Below are 18374 nucleotides of genomic sequence, written 5' to 3'. Positions count from 1 at the left end.
CGACTCCACTTCAGCTACCACGATATACCGGGCGGGGGATGGCGACTCTCCGGGCCAAAAAAGGAATGCTGCTTACTGTTGACATCCGTTTAGGGACACACAAAGGTACCAGTAGCGCCTCGATTTAGATCCTGACCGAAAAAATCGCGGAACTATCCAACTCTGTTATTAAGTCACTACCTCATTGCCCGGTCTCGGTTGGTGGGATTCGAAACCAAAAGGTTCCGGCCCCAGGTTCCGGCAGCCTCTTTTAATAAGGAGAAGTATGAAGAATCCAATCCATCGGAGATCAGGAAAGGCTGCGCTGGCAACATTTGCCGGCCTGGCCTTGGTCTCCAGCATGTGGACCCCGGCTGCGGCCGTAGAGGGGAACACACAGGGGGAACCGACGGCTAAGGGCCTCGCCCGGGTGACGCCGGACCTGAAAGTCTCCGCCGACTTGAAGAACAAGCAGGGACAGGTCTCGGTATTTGTCCAGTTCACCGGCAAAGGCGCCTTTGAACAGACACAGCCGCAGGAAGTTCGTGACGGGCTTGCAGCACCGCTTAATAAGTCTGCCGAGGTCCAGCAGATCCGGTCCTCCATTGAAACTCAGGCGGAGGAAGTTGCCACGCAGGCTTCGTCCAGGATTATCTACACCACCACTAACACCATTCCGGGCGTGGCCATCAACGGCGATGCCGCGGCCATCCTTGCTCTAGCCGAACGCGGCGACGTTGCCAAGATCACCGGCATCATCCCCAAAACCGTTTCCAACGCAGGCGGAGATATTGACGTCCGCGCCCTGGATTCCTGGCAGCAGCGGGACCAGACCGGCGAGGGTGTGACCATCGCGGTCCTGGACACCGGCTTGGATTACACCCATGCTGACTTTGGCGGCCCTGGAACCCAGGAAGCGTTCAAGACGGCCCAGGCATCGGCTGAAATGCCGGCCGCGAACTCGGGTCTTTACGATCCGGCAAAGTTTGCCGGCGGCTGGGACCTGGTGGGTGACGATTACAACGCCGATCCTTCGGATCCGGCAACCTACAACCCCATTCCCAAGCCGGACTCCAATCCGCTGGACTGCCAGAGCCACGGCTCCCACGTTGCCGGTACAGCAGCGGGATATGGCACGAATGCTGACGGAACAACGTTCGGCGGCGACTACTCCTCACTCACCGCCGAGACCGTCAACAAGATGGGTATCGGTCCGGGCTCCGCTCCCGACGCCAAGCTTGTCAGCGTTCGGGTCTTTGGCTGTGAAGGATCCTCCGAAGTTGTGGGACAGGCCCTGGATTATGTCCTGGATCCCAACAAGGACGGCGACTTCAGCGACCGCGCCCAGGTAGTCAACATGTCCCTGGGCTCCACCTTCCCGGCCTATGACGACCCTGAAAATGACATCGTCAACAGCCTCACCGCCATGGGCATCCTGTCAGTGGTTTCGTCGGGTAACTCCGGCGACATCTACGACATCGGCGGTTCCCCGGGCAGCGCGGAGACGGCGCTGACCGTAGCCAACAGCGTTGGTTCCCAGATCGCCCTCGATGCGGCCAAGATTGTTGCCCCCACCGAGGGAACTGCCAAGGGCCAGTACACGGCCAACTTCAACTACGCCGCCGCCTCCCCGGAAGCCCTGACCGGAACTGTTGTGCTGGGGCCGGCCGGAGACAACTCCGACGGCTGTGCGCCTTTCGAGGCCGGCGACAACGCCGGGAAGTGGGTCTGGCTGTCCTGGGACGAGGATGCCGCCACCCGCGAGTGCGGCTCCGTGGTCCGCTGGAACAACGCCACGAAGGCGGGCTACGCCGGGGTCGTTATTGACTCCACGCTCAACGCGTTCGACGCCGGTATTGGCGGCAATGCGGACATTCCCGGATTCCAGTTCACTGCTGATTCCTCCGAGGAGTACCGTGCCGCAGCCGCAGCCGGAACGCTCCAGATCCAGCTCGCTCCCGAACTGGTGGGCAGTGTCATCGGTGAATCCGGTGCCCTGGATACCCTCAACGCCAGCTCCTCGCGTGGCGTCCACGGCTCCAACGGCGTCGTCAAGCCCGACGTTGCCGCGCCGGGTACGCAGATCAAGTCCGCACAGGTGGGCACCGGAAGCGGAGCCTCCATCAAGAGCGGAACGTCCATGGCGGCACCGAACGTTGCCGGCATCGCCGCTCTGGTCATCGCCGCGACCGACTACAACCCGTACGAGGTCAAGTCGATCATCATGAACACCGCCACACATGACCTGCTGACCGCTGACGGTGTCGTTTACGGCCCCAACCGCGTCGGCTCGGGCCGCGTGGACGCGCTGGATGCCCTCTCCACAAAGGTCCTGGCCTACGACTCCGTGAACCCCCGGCTCACCTCGGTGAACTTTGGTGTCCTGGAGCTCGGCTCCAAGCCGATTGAGATTTCCCGTTCCGTCACAGTCGAAAACAAATCCGACGCTCCGCAGACCTTCTCGGCCGAGTACCTGGCCGCAACCACGGTTCCCGGCGTCACTGTCACCACCGAAGCGGGACCGATCAACGTTCCCGCCAACGGCAAGGCAACGGTTCCCGTCACGTTGAGCATCGCGGATCCCGCGGCGCTGGCCAAGACGATGGACCCCGCTGCCGACAAGGTGCAGGCGGGCAACGTCCGCCAGTACCTGGCGGAAGCTTCGGGCCGGCTGCAGCTGACGAGCGACACCACCGGAACCCTTCGGGTCCCGGTCTACTCCGCTCCGAAGCCGACCTCGAACATGAAGGCCAGCTCCAAGATCACGTTTGCTGATGATGCCGCGCTGAGCACGGCAACAGCCTTCAGCGGCCGGGATCTGAACCAGGGTGAAGGCAGCGAAGCCTACGTGTCGCTGGTAACCCCGCTGGTGCTGGGCGAAGAAAGCGGACGACGGAGCAACCTGGCCCTGGAATCCCTGTACTCGCTCGATCTGCGCACGGTAGGAGCCTCCTCCAACGTTCCGGCACTTGCTGCCGCCAAGGGCGACATGGCTGAGTCGGTCCTGAACATCGGACTGAGCACCTGGGAGAACTGGGCCACGCTGAACAGCAACAGCCAGATTGCTGTTGAACTCGACACCAACAACGACGGCGCAGCCGACTTCCTGGTGGCCACCACCTCGGCCGAAGGCCTGGACCAGGCAGTGTACTCCATCTCTCCAATTGTCAACGGAGAGATGGGCAAACCGTTGGGCGTCCTCCCGGTCAACGGAACCCTCGGAGATGTGGATACCAACAACTTCGACACCAATGTGCTGACCCTGCCGATCCCGACCGCAGCCCTGGGCCTGGATCTGACCACGTCAACGCCGATCCAGTACCGCGTCTCCACGTACAACGCACTCAGCGTTGATGCGACCGGCGCACAGGTTCCGGTTGATGCCACTGATTGGATTGGCTTCAACGTCACCGAACCGGCCATGTGGTTCCAGGGAGCTGCCGGCTCCGAGGGCGCCAACGTCTTCATGGACGAAGACGGCGCTCTGCTGGCGGTCAACCGCCAGACTGAGACCACAAGCGGCAAGGCCCTGTTCCTGCACCACCACAACGCCGAAGGCGTCAAGGACCAGGTTGCCAAGATTGAACTCGGACCGCTGCGGTTTGCGGATGCCAAGGGTGCCAAGTTCGAGTCGGACATCAACTGGATGGCTGACCAGGACCTGACCACCGGTTACGCCGACGGCACCTACCGCCCGCTGGGCTCCATCAACCGCGACGCCATGGCGGCGTTCCTGTACCGTCTGGCCGGTTCCCCGGCGTACGACGCACCGGACGTCTCCCCGTTCACCGACGTTGCGACTGATAACCAGTTCTACAAGGAGATTTCCTGGCTTGCAGAATCAGGAATCTCCACAGGCTGGCCGGACGGATCCTTCCGCCCGCTGGCTCCGGTCAAGCGCGATGCAATGGCTGCTTTCATGAACCGGTTCGCCGGTGAGCAGTGCTCCGTCGACGGCGCCCAGGGCTACGAAGCCCCGGGTACGGCTTCCTTCACTGACGTTGCCACCAACAATCAGTTCCACAAGGAAATATCGTGGATGAAGGACTCCGGTGTTTCCACCGGCTGGCCGGACAGCACGTTCCGCCCGCTGGAGGATGTCTCGCGTGAAGCCATGGCAGCATTTATCCACCGCCTGGACACGTACACCATTGAAAACGGCGGCTGCAACACCCTCTAGTTCCGCAGGAACCACGGTGTAAGCAACCGATCGAACAACTGATACACGCAGCAGGCCCCGGATCACTCCGGGGCCTGCTGTTTTGAGCGGTTCACACGGCTCACTTCAGCAGCTTGGACATCCTCCGGTCGGCGAGCAGCTTTCCACCGGTCTGGCAGGTGGGACAGTACTGGAGCGAGGAGTCCGCAAAGGAGACTTCCCGGACCGTGTCGCCGCAGACCGGACAGGGCTCACCGGTGCGGGCGTGCACCCGCAACGCCCGGCGCTTGGAGTCCTTCAGCTCGGCCGCCGGCCGTCCCGAGGCGTTGGCGATGGCGGACTCAAGCGTGGCGTGGACTGCCTCATACAGCCGCTGCACTTCTTCCGGTTTGAGCTTGGCAGCGTTCGCGAACGGGGACAGATGCGCTGCGTGCAGGATCTCGTCACTGTAGGCGTTTCCAATTCCTGCGATCACTGACTGGTCCCGCAGCAGCCCCTTGATTTGCCCCCGGTGCGAGGAGACCAGCGCCGCAAAAGCCGCATAATCGACGTCGAACACTTCAGGACCCAACCGTGCGATTCCGGGGACATCCTGCAGGTCCCGAACAACGTAAACGGCGAGAGACTTCCTGGTTCCCGCTTCGGTGAGGTCAAAACCCGGCTCAGCCCCGCCGTCGTCGTCCGCGCCGGCGGCAAACCGCATGCGGAGGGCCATCCGCCCCTTGCCCGGCCTAAGCCGCCCCGGCTTCAGCGCATCGGACCAGCGCAGCCACCCGGCCCGGGCCAGGTGCATCACCAGATGCACGCCGCCGGCTGTAATGACCAGGAACTTGCCGCGCCGCTCCACTGCCGAAACGGACTGGCCTATGAGGGTTGACAGCGGCACCGCGGCCGTCTTCAGGACAGCGAAGGAGAGGACCTCAACGTCGGCAACCACAGCCGACGGAGCGTCCCGGGGAACCAGCTTTGCTCGCAGGAAATCGACAAGTCCCTGCACTTCGGGCATCTCAGGCATGCCTACACCCTAGACGGTCAGGACTGGCGCCAAAACAGGGCCCGGGCCGGCTGCAGCGCCGGCTGCCGCGCCGGGGCTCAGGGCTGCAGCGGCGGGGCTCAGGAGGCGAGCCGCTCATCCTTGCTGCGGCCTGATCCGCTGCGGGCTGCTTCTGGTTGGGGCCGGTCAATCTCGTTCCACACCGCATCCAGGGAGAGCCCTAGGACGCCGGCGATGGCGGCGATAGTGGGGAAGGCGGGGGTCGCCACGCGGCCGGACTCAATCTTCCGAAGGGTCTCCGGCGAGACGCGTGCCTCAAGCGCAATGTCCAGCATGGTGCGCTCTCCCCTGGCCCGGCGCAGCAGGGCGCCGAGACGCTGTCCGCGCTCGACTTCTGAGGGTGTAAGCGGCAACCTGACCATGACCACTATCCTACCGGGATAATATGGCCGGTATAGTTATTGGACACGTCGAAAGGTATCGCATGATCGAAATCCTGAACCCCGCCGAAGTTGCAAAAGCACGAGAGACGGGCGCCCTGGTCGCAGACATCCTTCAGTCCCTGAAAAGCCGCGCCGCGGTCGGCACCAACCTTCTGGACATCGATCGTTGGGCGGCCGCCATGATCACCGAAGCCGGAGCGCAGTCCTGCTATGTCGACTATGAACCCTCTTTTGGCCGCGGGCCGTTTGGGCATTACATCTGCACCTCAGTCAACGACGCCGTCCTCCACGGACTGCCGCACAACTACACGCTGGCCGACGGCGACCTGCTGAGCCTGGACCTCGCCATCCTGAAAGGCGGGATCGCCGCCGACTCCGCCATCAGCTTCATTGTGGGAGAGTCCAAGCCGCCACAGAGCGCCGCGATGATCCGCGCTACGGAGCGTGCCCTGGCCGCCGGCATAGCCGCTGCCCGGCCCGGCGCCCGCATCGGTGACCTCTCCGCTGCCATCGGGACGGTCCTCAGCGAGGCGGGCTACCCGGTTAATACCGAGTTTGGCGGCCATGGCATTGGCTCGACCATGCATCAGGATCCGCATGTTCCCAACACCGGCCGTCCCGGGCGCGGCTACAAACTGTGTCCCGGGTTACTCTTGGCGCTGGAGCCGTGGGTCATGGCCGACACCGATCAACTCGTCACGGACGACGACGGGTGGACCCTTCGCAGCGCGACCGGCGGGCGGAGCGCGCACAGCGAACACACGATTGCCATCACCGAGGACGGAGCCGAAATCCTCACCCTGCCCTCGCAGCCCGCTCCGTAGGACGCCCCGCGTTCCTTTGGCTCGGCCGGAGCCGTACCCCGGCCCGCACCCTCAATCCCCGGCGTGCGTCTGCAGGAACGAGTACACCTCGGTCTCATCCACGCCAGGAAAAGCGCCCGGCGGCAGCGCCGCCAGCAAATGTGAATGCGCCCGGGCGCTGGGCCAGGCGAATCCGGACCACTCCGAGGCAAGCTCCCCCGGAGGGGTACGGCAGCAGTCCGGATCCGGGCAGCGGGATTTGGACCGCGCGGTGGTTTCGCGGCCGCGGAACCACTTCACATGTGCGTAAGGAAGGCCGATGCTCAGCGAAAACAACCCGCCGGAGCTGCGTTCGGTGCGGGCGGTGCACCAGTAGGTTCCTGCCGGGGTATCCGTGTACTGGTTGAAGGCACTGAACTTGTCCGGCACCGCAAAAACTTCCCGCGAGGTCCAGAACCGGCAGATCGGCTGGCCCTCAATGGCGCCGGTGTGATCGGCGGGGAAGGTCACGCCGTCGTTCTCATAGGCTTTGTAGACAATGCCGGATTCGTGCACCTTCTGGAAATGGGTGGGGATGCCCAGATGCTCGGTGGCCAGATTGGTGAACCGGTGCGCCGCCGTTTCATAGGACACGGCAAAGGCGTCGCGGATGTCCTCCACAGCGATCTCCTTGGCTGCCTTGGCCCGCTGCAGGAAGTCCACGGTGGCGTGCTGCGGCAGCAGCAGCGCCGCAGCAAAGTAGTTGGTTGCCACGCGCTGGCTCAGGAACTCCCCGTAGCTGCGCGGCGTCTGGTGTTCAAGCACGTAATGGCCCAGGGCCTGCAGCAGCACCGAGCGCGGATCGTGGTCCGAACGCTGGGACTGGGTGAGGTAAATCCGCCGGTTCTTCAGGTCTGTCACCGAGCGGGTGGAGTGAGGGAGGTCTGACACATGGTGCAGCGCGAAACCAAGATGTGCCGCAATGTCAGCGATGACGTGCTGGGACAGTGGTCCGGTGGTATGTCCCACAGAGTCCAGCACCTGCTGCGCGGCCTCCTCATATTCAGGGAAGTAGTTATTGCGCTCGCGCATCATCTTCCGCAGTTCACCGTTGGCCCGGCGGGCCTCCTCCGGGGTTGCCACCTGCTCATTGAGGCGCCGCTCCAGTTCCGACTGAAGTCCCACCAGCGACTCGAGCACGTCGATGGGTGTCCGGGCGCTGATCCGCACCTTCGGCAGGCCCAGGGATGCGTAGAGAGGCCCGCGCTGCGCCCGTTCCAGTTCAATTTCCAGAGCCGCCCGCCGGCTGGGCGGTTCCGACCCCAGCAGCTGGTCAATACTGACATCCAGGGCTGCGGCCAGGGTCTGCATCATGCCCAGTTTGGGCTCGCGCTTACCGTTCTCGATCAGAGAGAGCTGCGAGGCCACGGTGCCGACGGCGGCGCCCAGCTCATCGAGCGTCATTCCCTTGGCCTTGCGCAGGTGCCGGATCCGCCGGCCCAGGCTGATGACGTCAACAGTGCGCTCCGTTTCGGAGCCTGGAGCGGACTTGCGGGGCGCCGGAGCGGGCCGGTTCCATGTTGTGTCGGTCACAAATTCAGATTATGGCAAGAAGTGCGTTTCTTGCCAGAGAAAACCCCTAGAAAGGGGGTTGTTATTGCCGGAGTGTTAGTTGCACAGCAGGAATTCACCGGTTAACGCGGCCGGAGATGCAGCAACTTTCAAGGAGACGTAGGTCATGACCCAGGAACAGAACACCGCACCCACCGCCGAGCAGCTCAGCTCCGAATGGGCTACCGACCCCCGCTGGGACGGGCTTAAGCGCGATTACACGGCCGACGACGTCGTGAAGCTGCGGGGCAGAGTCTCCGAAGAGCACACGCTGGCCCGCCGCGGCGCTGAGAAGCTCTGGGACCAGGTACGCAACGCCGGCGACGACGGCTACACGAATGCGCTGGGCGCCCTCACCGGCAACCAGGCCGTGCAGCAGGTCAAGGCCGGGTTGAAAGCCATCTACCTCTCCGGCTGGCAGGTTGCCGCTGACGCCAACAACGCCGGCCAAACCTACCCGGACCAGTCGCTGTACCCGGCCAACTCGGTTCCCACCGTTGTCCGGCGCATCAACAACGCCCTGCTGCGGGCAGACCAGATCGAGTTCGCCGAAGGAGTTTCCACCGTCGAGGACTACCTGGTGCCGATCGTGGCCGACGCCGAAGCGGGCTTCGGCGGTCCGCTGAACGCGTATGAACTGATGAAGTCCATGATCCAGGCCGGCGCCGCCGGTGTTCACTGGGAAGACCAGCTCGCGTCGGAGAAAAAGTGCGGCCATCTGGGTGGCAAGGTGCTCATCCCCACCGCACAGCATGTCCGCACCCTGAACGCCGCCCGGCTCGCAGCCGACGTCGCCGGCACGCCCACCGTCGTCATTGCCCGCACTGATGCTGAAGCAGCCACACTGATCACGTCCGACGTCGACGAGCGTGACTCCGAATTCATCCTCCGTGAAGACGGACAGCCCGTCCGCACCGCGGAAGGATTCTACAAGGTCCGCAACGGCATTGAACCCTGCATCGCCCGGGCCAAGGCCTACGCGCCGTACTCGGACCTGATCTGGATGGAGACCGGCACCCCGGACCTGCAGCTGGCCCGCAAGTTCTCCGAGGCCGTCCGCTCCGAGTTCCCCGACCAGATGCTGGCCTATAACTGCTCGCCGTCGTTCAACTGGAAGAAGCACCTGGACGATGACACCATCGCCAAGTTCCAGCGCGAGCTCGGCGCCATGGGCTTCAAGTTCCAGTTCATCACCCTGGCCGGCTTCCATGCCTTGAACTACTCCATGTTCGATCTTGCCCACGGCTACGCCCGCAACGGCATGAGCGCGTATGTGGAACTGCAGGAGAAGGAATTCGCATCCGAGTCCCGCGGCTACACCGCCACCAAGCACCAGCGTGAGGTGGGCACCGGCTACTTCGACGCCATCGCCACGGCATTGAACCCCAACGGCAGCACCCTGGCTCTGGCCGGCTCCACCGAGTCAGCCCAGTTCCACTAAACCCCACCCTGCTGCTCCCCTCCCCTCCCCTCCCCTCCCCTCCCAACCCTCTCCCCCCTCCCCTCTTCCCCCTCCCCCGCCCTCCGCCGAGATGGCAGAAGATGCTCCTTTCAGCCCTCAGAAGGACATCGTCTGCCATCTCGGCGGAGGGAAACCCCGTCTTGTGAAACATCCCCAAGGAGAACGCCATGAATGACCCGATTACCCTGAACGGCATTTCCCTCACCGCTCCCTCGGTGCGGCGGCAGGAGGAAATCCTCACCCCGCAGGCGTTGGACTTCGTCAAGGCGTTGCACCGGGCCACGGCCAGCCGCCGGCAGGAACTCCTCCAGCAGCGCCAGGCCCGCCGCCAGCAGATCTCCAACGGCGCGGACCCTTCATTCCTCGCAGCGACCCGGAACATCCGCGAAGACACCTCCTGGCAGGTGGCCCCCACGGCCCCCGGGCTGGAGGACCGCCGGGTGGAAATCACCGGACCGGTGGACCGCAAGATGACCATCAACGCCCTGAATTCCGGCGCCAAGGTGTGGCTGGCCGATATGGAGGACTCCTCCACGCCGTCGTGGTCCAACGTGATCAACGGTCAGCTGAACCTGCGCGATGTGCTGGACCGCCGCATCGACTTCACCTCCCCGGAGGGCAAGGAGTACAAGGTGCAGGGCGAAACACTGACCGATCTGCCGACAATCGTGGTCCGCCCCCGCGGCTGGCACCTGCCGGAGAAGCACATGCTGATCGATAACACCCCCATCGCCGGCGGCATTGTGGACTTTGGCCTGTACTTCTTCCACAACGCCCAGCGGCTGACCTCGCAGGGCCGCGGCCCCTACTTCTACCTGCCGAAGATCGAAAACCACCTTGAAGCCCGGCTCTGGAATGACATCTTTGTCCTGGCGCAGGACCTGCTCGGTATCCCGCAGGGCACCATCCGTGCCACGGTGCTGATCGAAACCATCACCGCCGCCTTCGAGATGGAAGAAATCCTCTACGAACTGCGGGACCACGCCGCAGGCCTGAACGCCGGCCGCTGGGACTACATCTTCTCCGTGATCAAGAACTTCCGCACCCGCGGCCCCCGGTTTGTGTTGCCGGACCGTAACCTGGTGACCATGACGGCACCGTTCATGCGCGCCTACACCGAGCAGCTGGTGCGCGCCTGCCACCGCCGGGGCGCGCACGCCATTGGCGGCATGGCTGCCTTCATTCCGAACCGCAAGGACGCAGCGGCCAACGACGTCGCCATGGAGAAAGTGCGTGCCGACAAGACCCGCGAAGCCGGCGACGGCTTTGACGGTTCCTGGGTGGCGCACCCGGACCTGGTTCCGGTGGCCATGGAGGTGTTCGACGGCGTGCTCGGCGAGCGCCCGAACCAGCTGGAGCGGACCCGCGAGGACGTGGTGCCCAACGACAAGGCACTGCTGGACATCGCCTCCACCCCCGGCATGATCACCGAGGCCGGAATCCGCAGCAACATTGAGGTGGGCATCCGCTACATCGAGTCCTGGCTGCGCGGCAACGGTGCAGCTGCCATCAACAACCTGATGGAGGATGCGGCCACCGCGGAGATCTCCCGCTCACAGATCTGGCAGTGGATCCACGCCTCCGCCGTGACCGACGACGGCGAGATCATCACGCACCGCTGGGTGGAGGAACTGCTGGACGAGGAGTTCACCAACCTGCAGCGCTTTGACGGCGACCGGTTTGAGGACGCCCGTGAGCTGTTTGAAGAGGTGGCGTGCGGCGAACAGTTCCCCACGTTCCTGACCGTTCCGGCGTACGCCCGGTTCCTGCACGAAGCCAAGGAACTGGCAGCGGCCTAGCCCCGGGTCCGCAGAGTCTGCAGAGCCCGGAGAGGACCGGGAGCCCTTCCGCACTGTGTGAAGACAGTGCGGGAATGACTCCCGGTCCTTTCCGCGTTGCAGCAGATATGAAGATTGATATTTGGTCCGACATTGCCTGCCCCTGGTGCTACATCGGCAAGCGCCGCTTCGAAGCCGCGCTGGCCGCTTTCCCGCACCGGGACGAGGTCCAGGTGCACTGGCGCAGCTACCAGCTCGATCCGTCCCTGCCCGAGCATTTTGACGGAACCGAGGTCCAGTACCTCAGCGAACGCAAGGGCATCGACCCCGCCCAGCTCGCCGGCATGCTGGAGCAGGTCACAGCCCAGGCCGCCGGCGAGGGCCTGTCCTACGATTTTGACTCTCTGGTGGTCGCCAACAGCTTCTCCGCCCACCGGCTGATCCATCTGGCCCGGGCCGAGGGCGGCACCAAAGCGGCCGACGCCGTCAAGGAGTCGCTGCTGTCAGCCCACTTCGAGAAGGGGCAGGATATCGGTGCCGCGGAAACCCTTGCGGAGATTGGTGCCGCGGCAGGTCTGGAGCCGGAACGGGTGCGCTCCATGCTGGCCACGAACGAATTCACGGACACCGTGAACGCGGATATTGCCGAAGCCCGGTCCCTGGGCGTCAGCGGCGTTCCGTTCTTTGTCCTTGACCGCAAGTACGGAATCTCCGGTGCGCAGCCGGTTGAGCTCTTCAGCTCTGCCCTGGAACAGGCCTGGCAGGAAGCGCACCCGCTGGTGAACCTCACCCCGGTGGCGGCCTCAGGATCGGCGGACGGTCCCGCCTGCGGACCGGACGGCTGCTAGGGGCGGTGCAGGAGGGCGTCCGGTGTCGTACCCTTCACCGGCGTAATATGGATAGGCCGACTATTCGGCCTACCTCTCCAATCTCCAAGGTGCGTTCTCTTTGAAGTCCTCCTTTACCCAGGCGTTGGCCCGCGGCCTGAATATCAGGCACATCCGCTTCATGGCGCTCGGCTCGGCCATTGGCACCGGCCTGTTCTACGGGTCAGCGTCGGCCATCCAGTCAGCCGGCCCGGCAGTGCTGCTGGCCTACATGATCGGCGGCGCGGCTGTGTTTCTGGTCATGCGGGCACTTGGCGAAATGGCGGTGCGGCATCCGGTCTCCGGCTCGTTTGGACAGTACGCCAGCCGTTACCTCGGCCCGTTTGCCGGCTTCATCACGGGCTGGACGTTCGCCTTTGAGATGGCCATCGTGGCCATTGCGGACGTCACGGCCCTGGGTATTTACATGGGGTTCTGGTTTGCGGATGTTCCCCGCTGGATCTGGATCCTGGCCGCCGTCCTGCTGATCTCGGCCCTGAACCTGATGCGGGTCAAGGTCTTCGGAGAGACGGAGTTCTGGCTATCCATCATCAAGGTGGCCGCCATTATTGCCATGATTGTGGGCGGCGCGGCGATCGTCGTGTTCGGCTTCGGCCTGCCGGAGGCAGCCAACCCCGGCCTGGACACCATGCTGGGCTCGGGCGGCTTCTTCGCGAACGGCTTCTGGGGCCTGCTGGCGTCCTTCTCCATTGTCATGTTCGCGTTCGGCGGCATCGAAACAGTGGGCATCACCGCGGGTGAGGCCGAGAACCCCAAGAAAGCCATTCCGGCCGCGGTCAACACCGTCCCGGTGCGCATCCTGCTCTTCTACGTCTGCGCCCTGGGCGTGCTGATGATGATCTTCCCCTGGCAGGACATCAACGGCGAAACCAGCCCGTTTGTGCAGATCTTCGATTCCCTGGGCATCCCCGCCGCCGCGCACATCCTGAATGCCGTGGTCATCACCGCAGCCCTCTCCGCCATCAACTCCGACATTTTTGGTGCCGGGCGCATGCTCTACGGACTGGCGCAGCAGGGCCAGGCGCCGTCGTCGTTCGCGAAAGTTTCCCGGCACGGCGTGCCGTGGATGACTGTGGCAACCATGGGCGTGGTGCTGCTGGCAGGAGTGGTGCTCAACGCACTGCTGCCCGAATCACTATTTACGATCATTGCCTCGATCGCCACCTTCGCCACCGTGTGGGTATGGCTGATGATCCTGCTCTCGCACATTGCCATGAAGCGTGAGATCAAGCGCCTTGGCCTGCCGGCTTCCGAATTCGGCACCCCGTTCTGGCCCTTCGCCTCCTATGCTGCGCTTGCATTCATGGCGTTTATTGTTGTGCTGCTGGGCGTTATGCCGGGCACCCGGGTGGCGCTGGTGGTGGGCGCGGTCTGGATTGTCCTGCTGTTCGTGGCCTACCGGCTGTGGGTGCGCGGAGACGGACGCGTGCGCGCCGAGCTGGTTGACGAAACCGTCGACAGCCGCGCGGCAGCGGGCATCGACAGCTAATTTCGCTGCCCGGCAACTATTGAGCTGCAGCAGGCACGCGCAGCGCCAGTACGACGACGGCGGCTCCCACCCCGGCGAACATGGCTTCCAGCGGCTGGAATTCAACGAACGCCACTTCCCATGCTTCCAGTGCGATCAGCGCCGTTCCGGCAGCGATGGAGACCATGCGTGCAGACCGGTGACGGCGCAGCTGCAGCAGTCCTGCGAGGAGATACCCGCCTCCGCAACCGGCGGCAAGGAGCACTCCGGGAACCCGCCAGTCGGTAAACGGGGTGCGGTGCAGCACCGACGGATCGGCGTGCAGGAAGGCGCCGTCCGGATGAATGGCCAGAAGGATGCCGCCGCTCAGGGCCGCCGCAGCCGTGCCGAACTCCAACCCCAGCAGGGCACGCTCTTCTTTCCTGCGCTGACCCTCGGGGCTGCGGACATCAGTACCCCAGACATCTGGGCTCCGCTGTCGGCCCCGCCGTCGGCCCCGGATACGGCCGGCCGACTCCCGCACTTTTCCGTCCGGCGCCGCAGGCCCTGCCGCTGTCATGCTCTGAGTATTCGCTCTGCAGGTGCCAGCGTCCAGTGGTGTCCCGGATGCTTGGTCCGCAGGTATCCGCCGCGTACATGTGTGCCTAACTGGCACCTTTTGCTTGACTGTCGTCATAAGTCTCCTTAGATTGAGAGTGCCGTGGGTCACAGGGCGCATCACACCGCACTCAACGAGGAGCAGAGCCGTGACATTCTCCCTTCAGCTGTACACCGTCCGCCGGGAGCTTGAGGCCGACCTTCCGGGCACGCTCAAGCAACTGGCCGCCATCGGCTTCCGCGCGGTGGAGCCCTATAACTTCCATGCCAACCCGGAGGAGCTTTCCGAAGCCCTGCGGGAGAACAACCTGGGCGCACCGTCGGGCCACGCACCCCTGCTGCGCAGCGACCAGGACGCCATCTTCGACGCGGCGATAATCCTTGGCATCGGCACGGTGATTGATCCGCATGTTCCGGCGGAGCAGTGGACCACGCAGGAGGATATTGCGGCCACGGCTGCTGCCCTCAACGCAGCCGCGGAAAAGGGCGCGGCCCGTGGGGTGCGCGTGGGTTATCACAACCACTGGTGGGAGCTGCAGACCCTCGAGGACGGCCGCACCGGACTGGAGGTGCTGGCCGCCCATCTGAATCCCGAGGTGGTACTGGAAGTGGACACCTACTGGGCAGCCGTGGGCGGCCAGGATCCGGTGGCGCTGTTGAAACGCCTGGGCGACCGGGTGCGTTTCATCCACATCAAGGACGGACCCGCAACCTCCAACCCCGCCGATCAGGTGGCAGTGGGCAGCGGCAGCATGCCGGTCTGGGACATCATCGGCGCCGCAGGCGCCCTGGAAACCGGCGTGGTGGAACTGGATGACCACAACGGGAACATGATGGATGCGGTCGCAGCAAGCTTCGAGTACCTCAGTGCAGGAAGGACATCATGACCAAGCGCGGACCGGTCGGCGTCGGAATCATCGGGGCAGGCGTTATCAGCAAGGAATACCTCACCAACCTCACGTCGTTTCCCGACGTTAAAGTGCACATCGTGGCGGACCTCTACGAGGAGGTCGCCGCGAAACGGGCACAGGAATTCGGCATCGAGGAATCCGGCGGCGTTGAAGCCGCCCTGAACCATCCCGACGTCGAAATCATCGTGAATCTCACCGTTCCGTTCGCCCATGTTGAGGTTGCCACCGCGGCCGTGACAGCGGGCAAACACGTTTGGAGCGAAAAGCCGTTCTCGCTGGACCGCGAGTCCGGGCTGGGACTGCTCAAAGCGGCAGACGCCGCCGGAATGCGCCTGGGCTGTGCACCTGACACGTTCCTGGGCGCCGGCCTTCAGACCGCACGGCGGATGATCGAGAACGGAGACATCGGCACCCCGCTCACGGCCCTCACGCTGATGCAGTCGCCGGGCCCGGAGTCCTGGCATCCCAATCCTGCCTTCCTGTTCCAGGAAGGTGCCGGGCCGCTGTTCGACATTGGCCCGTACTACCTCACCACCCTGGTCCAGACCTTTGGTTCCATCCAGAAGGTGGGCGCCTTCGGCTCGCGTTCCCGGGAACTGCGCACCATCGGCTCGGGCCCGCGCGCCGGGGAGACGTTCGCCGTCACCGTTCCCACCCACATCAGCGCCATCGCCCAGTTCGAGAGCGGAGAGTCCTCGCAGAGCATTTTCAGCTTCGATTCGCCCTACAAACGTCCCGGCCTGGTGGAAATCACCGGAACCGAGGCCACCATTGCGTTCCCGGACCCCAACACGTTCGACGGCGATGTCATGATTTGCGCGACCGGCGCCGATGACTGGACCACCGTTCCCTCCACGGGTGCCACCACCTCGCGCGGCAGCGGAGTGCTGGAGATGGCACGGGCACTGCGCGAGGGGCGCCCGCACCGGGCGCAGGGCGAACTTGCCTATCACGTCCTCGACGCGATGGCTTCCATCACCGAGTCCGTGGAAACCGGTAACTTCGTCTCGGTGGACAGCACGGCGGCACGGGTTCCGGCCCTGCCCGAAGACTGGGATCCAACGGCCTTCACCCTGGACTGACGCGGACACCTTTATCGGTCGGCGGCGGGTAGCTTACCCGCCGCCCGAGGTTTCCGGCGGCGGGCAGCTCAGCCAGGCGGCGGGAAGCTCAGCCAGTCGATGGGCCGTTACCCGGCGGCGGGCGCCGGCGTTTCCGTCTGCACGGGGCAGCTCAGAGGACCGGTGGCGGCGGCTGAGATGTTTTCGGCCGGCACCAGCGCCGTGTACCCGGAGCCGACAACTACGTCAACGGTGGTGTCGGCACGGCCATCCTGAACGTACGCAGTTCCGGCGATCTGCTGCTGCAGGGTGAACGCTGCGGCCTCCCCCTCCGGGCCGGAAACCACAATGGCGGTCATTCCCTCACGGTTCACTGAACTGTTCCCCACTGTTCCGCGCTGGAATCCCCGTTCCGCGAGCGCGTCGGAAACCTGCGTGGCCAGCCCCGCCGTCGGCGTCGTGTTGTAGACATTGACCGTTACGGTGTCCGGGGACTGATAGGAGTAGGGCCCTGCGGGACACCCAGTGGAGGAGGCAACCGGCTTTGCTTCGGGTTCGGACAGAACGATCCATCCCTGCAGAACGGCCACGGCAAACAGTGCGGCGGCCAGCAGCAGCGTCGTGAGCGTTCCGATGACAATGCGGTGCCGCAGCTGCCGCCGGCGGACCACGCGCGCCAGCGCCGCTGCGTCGGCCTCCGCGTCAAAGACGGCGCCGAGGTCGTCCTCCGTGACGATCCGATGGCCGTGCCATTCGGTGGGATCACTCTTAGCTGTCCTGTTCCGGTGCTGGTGTCCGGTGAGCTTGTCAGTCATCGATCACCAGGACGCGTGCATGCAGAATAGTCCGCTGGTGCAGCGCGGTACGCACCGCGCGGTGCAGGCCGTCTTCCAGGTACATGGTGTCCCTCCATTGCACAACATGCGGGAACAAATCTCCGAAGAACGTGGAATCCTCCGCCAACAGCGCCCCCAAATCCAGGGTGCTCTTGGTGGTGACCAGCTCATCGAGCCGGACCTGCCGGGGAGGTACCGCTGCCCAGTCCTTGGGAGTCACATATCCATGGTCGGGGTAAGGGCGTCCGTCGCCAACAGCTTTGAAGATCACTAATACAGACTAAAGAAGAACTGCACCCTTTGAAACAGCGGGCCTCGGCGGGGCGTAAGCAATGCACTACATTACGGTCACGGAAGAGTCACAATCACGCCATCCGGCCTCTCACCAGCGAAAACACCGTCCCGGTGAGACAGCTGGCCGTTTTCCGGCAGCAGAGCCGCGGTGGGATACTGGCACGGTGACTTCTCCCCGCTTTGGCTTGCTGCTCGACGTCGACGGCCCGGTGGCCAGCCCCGTAACCCGCTCCGTTCCAGTCGGAATCATCGCCGACCTGGTGCAGTTGGCGGTTGCCGGCTGGCCCGTCATCTTCAACACCGGGCGGTCCGACGCTTTCATCCGCGAGCAGGTGATGGCCCCGATGATCGCGGCAGGACTTCCGGCGGACACCACGGTGCATGCCGTCTGCGAAAAGGGCGCCGTGTGGTTCTCCTTCACCGGCTCAGGTGCCTCCGACCCCCAGGTGGATTCCGCCCTGGCGCTGCCGGATACATATGCCGACGCCGTCCGCCGGCTGGTGGCCAAGAAGTACGCAGACCACATGTTCTACGACGAAACCAAGCGCGCCATGGTGTCCGTGGAACAGCACGTGGACGTGGCCACCGCCGACTATCTGGCCGAGCAGCAGCAGTTCGACGCCGATGCCCTGGCACTGATGCGGGAATTCGACCTCGGCGTCTGCCGACTTGACCACCACGCGCCGGATAGCGACGATTCCATCGACTACCGCATTGATCCCACCATCATCTCCACCGACATTGAGGCGCTGGGCGTCGGTAAGGATCTCGGTGCCCGCCGCGCCCTTTCGCTGCTGGAGACTGCCGGCACGGAGATCCCGCGCATCTGGCGCACCGTCGGGGATTCCCGGACGGACTACGCCATGGCCGATGAGCTGCAGGCGCTGGGCTACGAGGTGGCGCACGTGGACGTCCGCCCGGCCGACGGCGTCCCGGTCAAGCCCTACCCGGTGCTCACCGCCGGCGACCGCATCCACGAAGACGCCGGCGGTGCCTACTTTGCGCGCTGGGCGGCCATGGCGGCGGGCACGTCAACCGACGACGACGGCGTGAGCTAACGCCACTTGGGTTCGTGGCGTTCCGGGTGTTCTCGCGTTACGGGCAGAAATCCC

15 protein-coding genes are annotated in these 18374 nt (G+C 64.4%); 9 read left to right on the top strand and 6 right to left on the bottom strand.

Annotated elements, in window-relative coordinates; all coding sequences use genetic code 11:
• Nucleotides 1–265 precede the first annotated feature (265 nt).
• Nucleotides 266–4159 carry a S8 family serine peptidase gene (locus ABIB35_RS09440; RefSeq protein ID WP_354180851.1) on the top strand — a complete coding sequence of 1298 codons (3894 nt, stop codon included), beginning with the start codon at nt 266–268 and terminating at the stop codon, nt 4157–4159.
• A 100-nt stretch (nt 4160–4259) separates the two neighbouring features.
• Here the strand turns inward: ABIB35_RS09440 and ABIB35_RS09435 are convergent, their stop codons facing one another.
• Both ABIB35_RS09435 and ABIB35_RS09430 read right to left on the bottom strand, forming a co-directional pair.
• The gene (locus ABIB35_RS09435; RefSeq protein WP_354180849.1) at nt 4260–5153 is read right to left on the bottom strand and encodes an Fpg/Nei family DNA glycosylase; all 894 of its coding nucleotides are present in this window, start codon (nt 5151–5153) and stop codon (nt 4260–4262) included.
• A gap of 98 nt (nt 5154–5251) precedes the next feature.
• Nucleotides 5252–5554 carry a helix-turn-helix domain-containing protein gene (locus ABIB35_RS09430; RefSeq protein ID WP_354180847.1) on the bottom strand — a complete coding sequence of 101 codons (303 nt, stop codon included), beginning with the start codon at nt 5552–5554 and terminating at the stop codon, nt 5252–5254.
• Nucleotides 5555–5616: 62 nt separating this feature from the next.
• Between ABIB35_RS09430 and map the strand changes: the two genes are divergently transcribed.
• Nucleotides 5617–6399, top strand: coding sequence for a type I methionyl aminopeptidase (map, locus tag ABIB35_RS09425; RefSeq protein WP_354180845.1), 783 nt, complete (start codon nt 5617–5619; stop codon nt 6397–6399).
• A gap of 51 nt (nt 6400–6450) precedes the next feature.
• On the opposite strand, the gene ABIB35_RS09420 is transcribed toward map, so the two are convergent.
• A complete protein-coding gene (locus ABIB35_RS09420; RefSeq protein WP_354180843.1) occupies nt 6451–7950 on the bottom strand; it encodes a helix-turn-helix domain-containing protein in 1500 nt (499 codons plus the stop codon).
• A gap of 145 nt (nt 7951–8095) precedes the next feature.
• Here ABIB35_RS09420 and aceA point away from each other — a divergent pair, with 145 nt between their 5' ends.
• The 4 genes from aceA to ABIB35_RS09400 all read left to right on the top strand — a co-directional run bounded on the left by aceA (nt 8096) and on the right by ABIB35_RS09400 (nt 13584).
• Nucleotides 8096–9409 carry an isocitrate lyase gene (gene aceA, locus ABIB35_RS09415; protein WP_354180841.1) on the top strand — a complete coding sequence of 438 codons (1314 nt, stop codon included), beginning with the start codon at nt 8096–8098 and terminating at the stop codon, nt 9407–9409.
• Nucleotides 9410–9597: 188 nt separating this feature from the next.
• Complete coding sequence (gene aceB, locus ABIB35_RS09410; RefSeq protein ID WP_354180839.1) at nt 9598–11229, top strand: malate synthase A; 1632 nt, start codon at nt 9598–9600, stop codon at nt 11227–11229.
• A gap of 107 nt (nt 11230–11336) precedes the next feature.
• Nucleotides 11337–12056 carry a DsbA family oxidoreductase gene (locus ABIB35_RS09405; RefSeq protein WP_354180966.1) on the top strand — a complete coding sequence of 240 codons (720 nt, stop codon included), beginning with the start codon at nt 11337–11339 and terminating at the stop codon, nt 12054–12056.
• Nucleotides 12057–12216: 160 nt separating this feature from the next.
• The gene (locus tag ABIB35_RS09400) at nt 12217–13584 is read left to right on the top strand and encodes an amino acid permease (RefSeq protein ID WP_354180964.1); all 1368 of its coding nucleotides are present in this window, start codon (nt 12217–12219) and stop codon (nt 13582–13584) included.
• A gap of 16 nt (nt 13585–13600) precedes the next feature.
• Here ABIB35_RS09400 and ABIB35_RS09395 read toward each other — a convergent pair whose 3' ends face one another.
• Entirely contained in the window at nt 13601–14122 is a 522-nt protein-coding gene (locus tag ABIB35_RS09395) for a hypothetical protein (RefSeq protein WP_354180837.1), read from the bottom strand.
• A 187-nt stretch (nt 14123–14309) separates the two neighbouring features.
• Here ABIB35_RS09395 and ABIB35_RS09390 point away from each other — a divergent pair, with 187 nt between their 5' ends.
• Together ABIB35_RS09390 and ABIB35_RS09385 are read left to right on the top strand one after the other, a co-directional pair.
• A complete protein-coding gene (locus ABIB35_RS09390) occupies nt 14310–15047 on the top strand; it encodes a sugar phosphate isomerase/epimerase family protein (protein ID WP_354180835.1) in 738 nt (245 codons plus the stop codon).
• Nucleotides 15044–16153, top strand: a complete 1110-nt coding sequence (locus ABIB35_RS09385; protein ID WP_354180833.1) for a Gfo/Idh/MocA family protein — start codon at nt 15044–15046, stop codon at nt 16151–16153. The genes ABIB35_RS09390 and ABIB35_RS09385 overlap by 4 nt, the downstream gene beginning before the upstream one ends.
• A gap of 107 nt (nt 16154–16260) precedes the next feature.
• Here the strand turns inward: ABIB35_RS09385 and ABIB35_RS09380 are convergent, their stop codons facing one another.
• Both ABIB35_RS09380 and ABIB35_RS09375 read right to left on the bottom strand, forming a co-directional pair.
• Nucleotides 16261–16947: a LytR C-terminal domain-containing protein gene (locus tag ABIB35_RS09380; protein WP_354180831.1), complete on the bottom strand. Its 687-nt coding sequence runs from the start codon at nt 16945–16947 to the stop codon at nt 16261–16263.
• Entirely contained in the window at nt 16940–17239 is a 300-nt protein-coding gene (locus ABIB35_RS09375; protein ID WP_104055710.1) for a type II toxin-antitoxin system VapB family antitoxin, read from the bottom strand. The genes ABIB35_RS09380 and ABIB35_RS09375 overlap by 8 nt, the downstream gene beginning before the upstream one ends.
• Before the next feature lie 187 nt (nt 17240–17426).
• Between ABIB35_RS09375 and ABIB35_RS09370 the strand changes: the two genes are divergently transcribed.
• Nucleotides 17427–18320 (top strand): hypothetical protein, encoded by an 894-nt coding sequence (locus ABIB35_RS09370; protein WP_354180829.1) that lies wholly within the window; start codon nt 17427–17429, stop codon nt 18318–18320.
• Nucleotides 18321–18374 lie beyond the last annotated feature (54 nt).

Origin of the sequence: Arthrobacter sp. UYP6 (assembly GCF_040547315.1) — a bacterium.
GTDB lineage: Bacteria > Actinomycetota > Actinomycetes > Actinomycetales > Micrococcaceae > Arthrobacter_B.
Note: the sequence above shows the minus strand (reverse complement) of the source record. Positions and strands in the feature narration are given on the sequence as shown.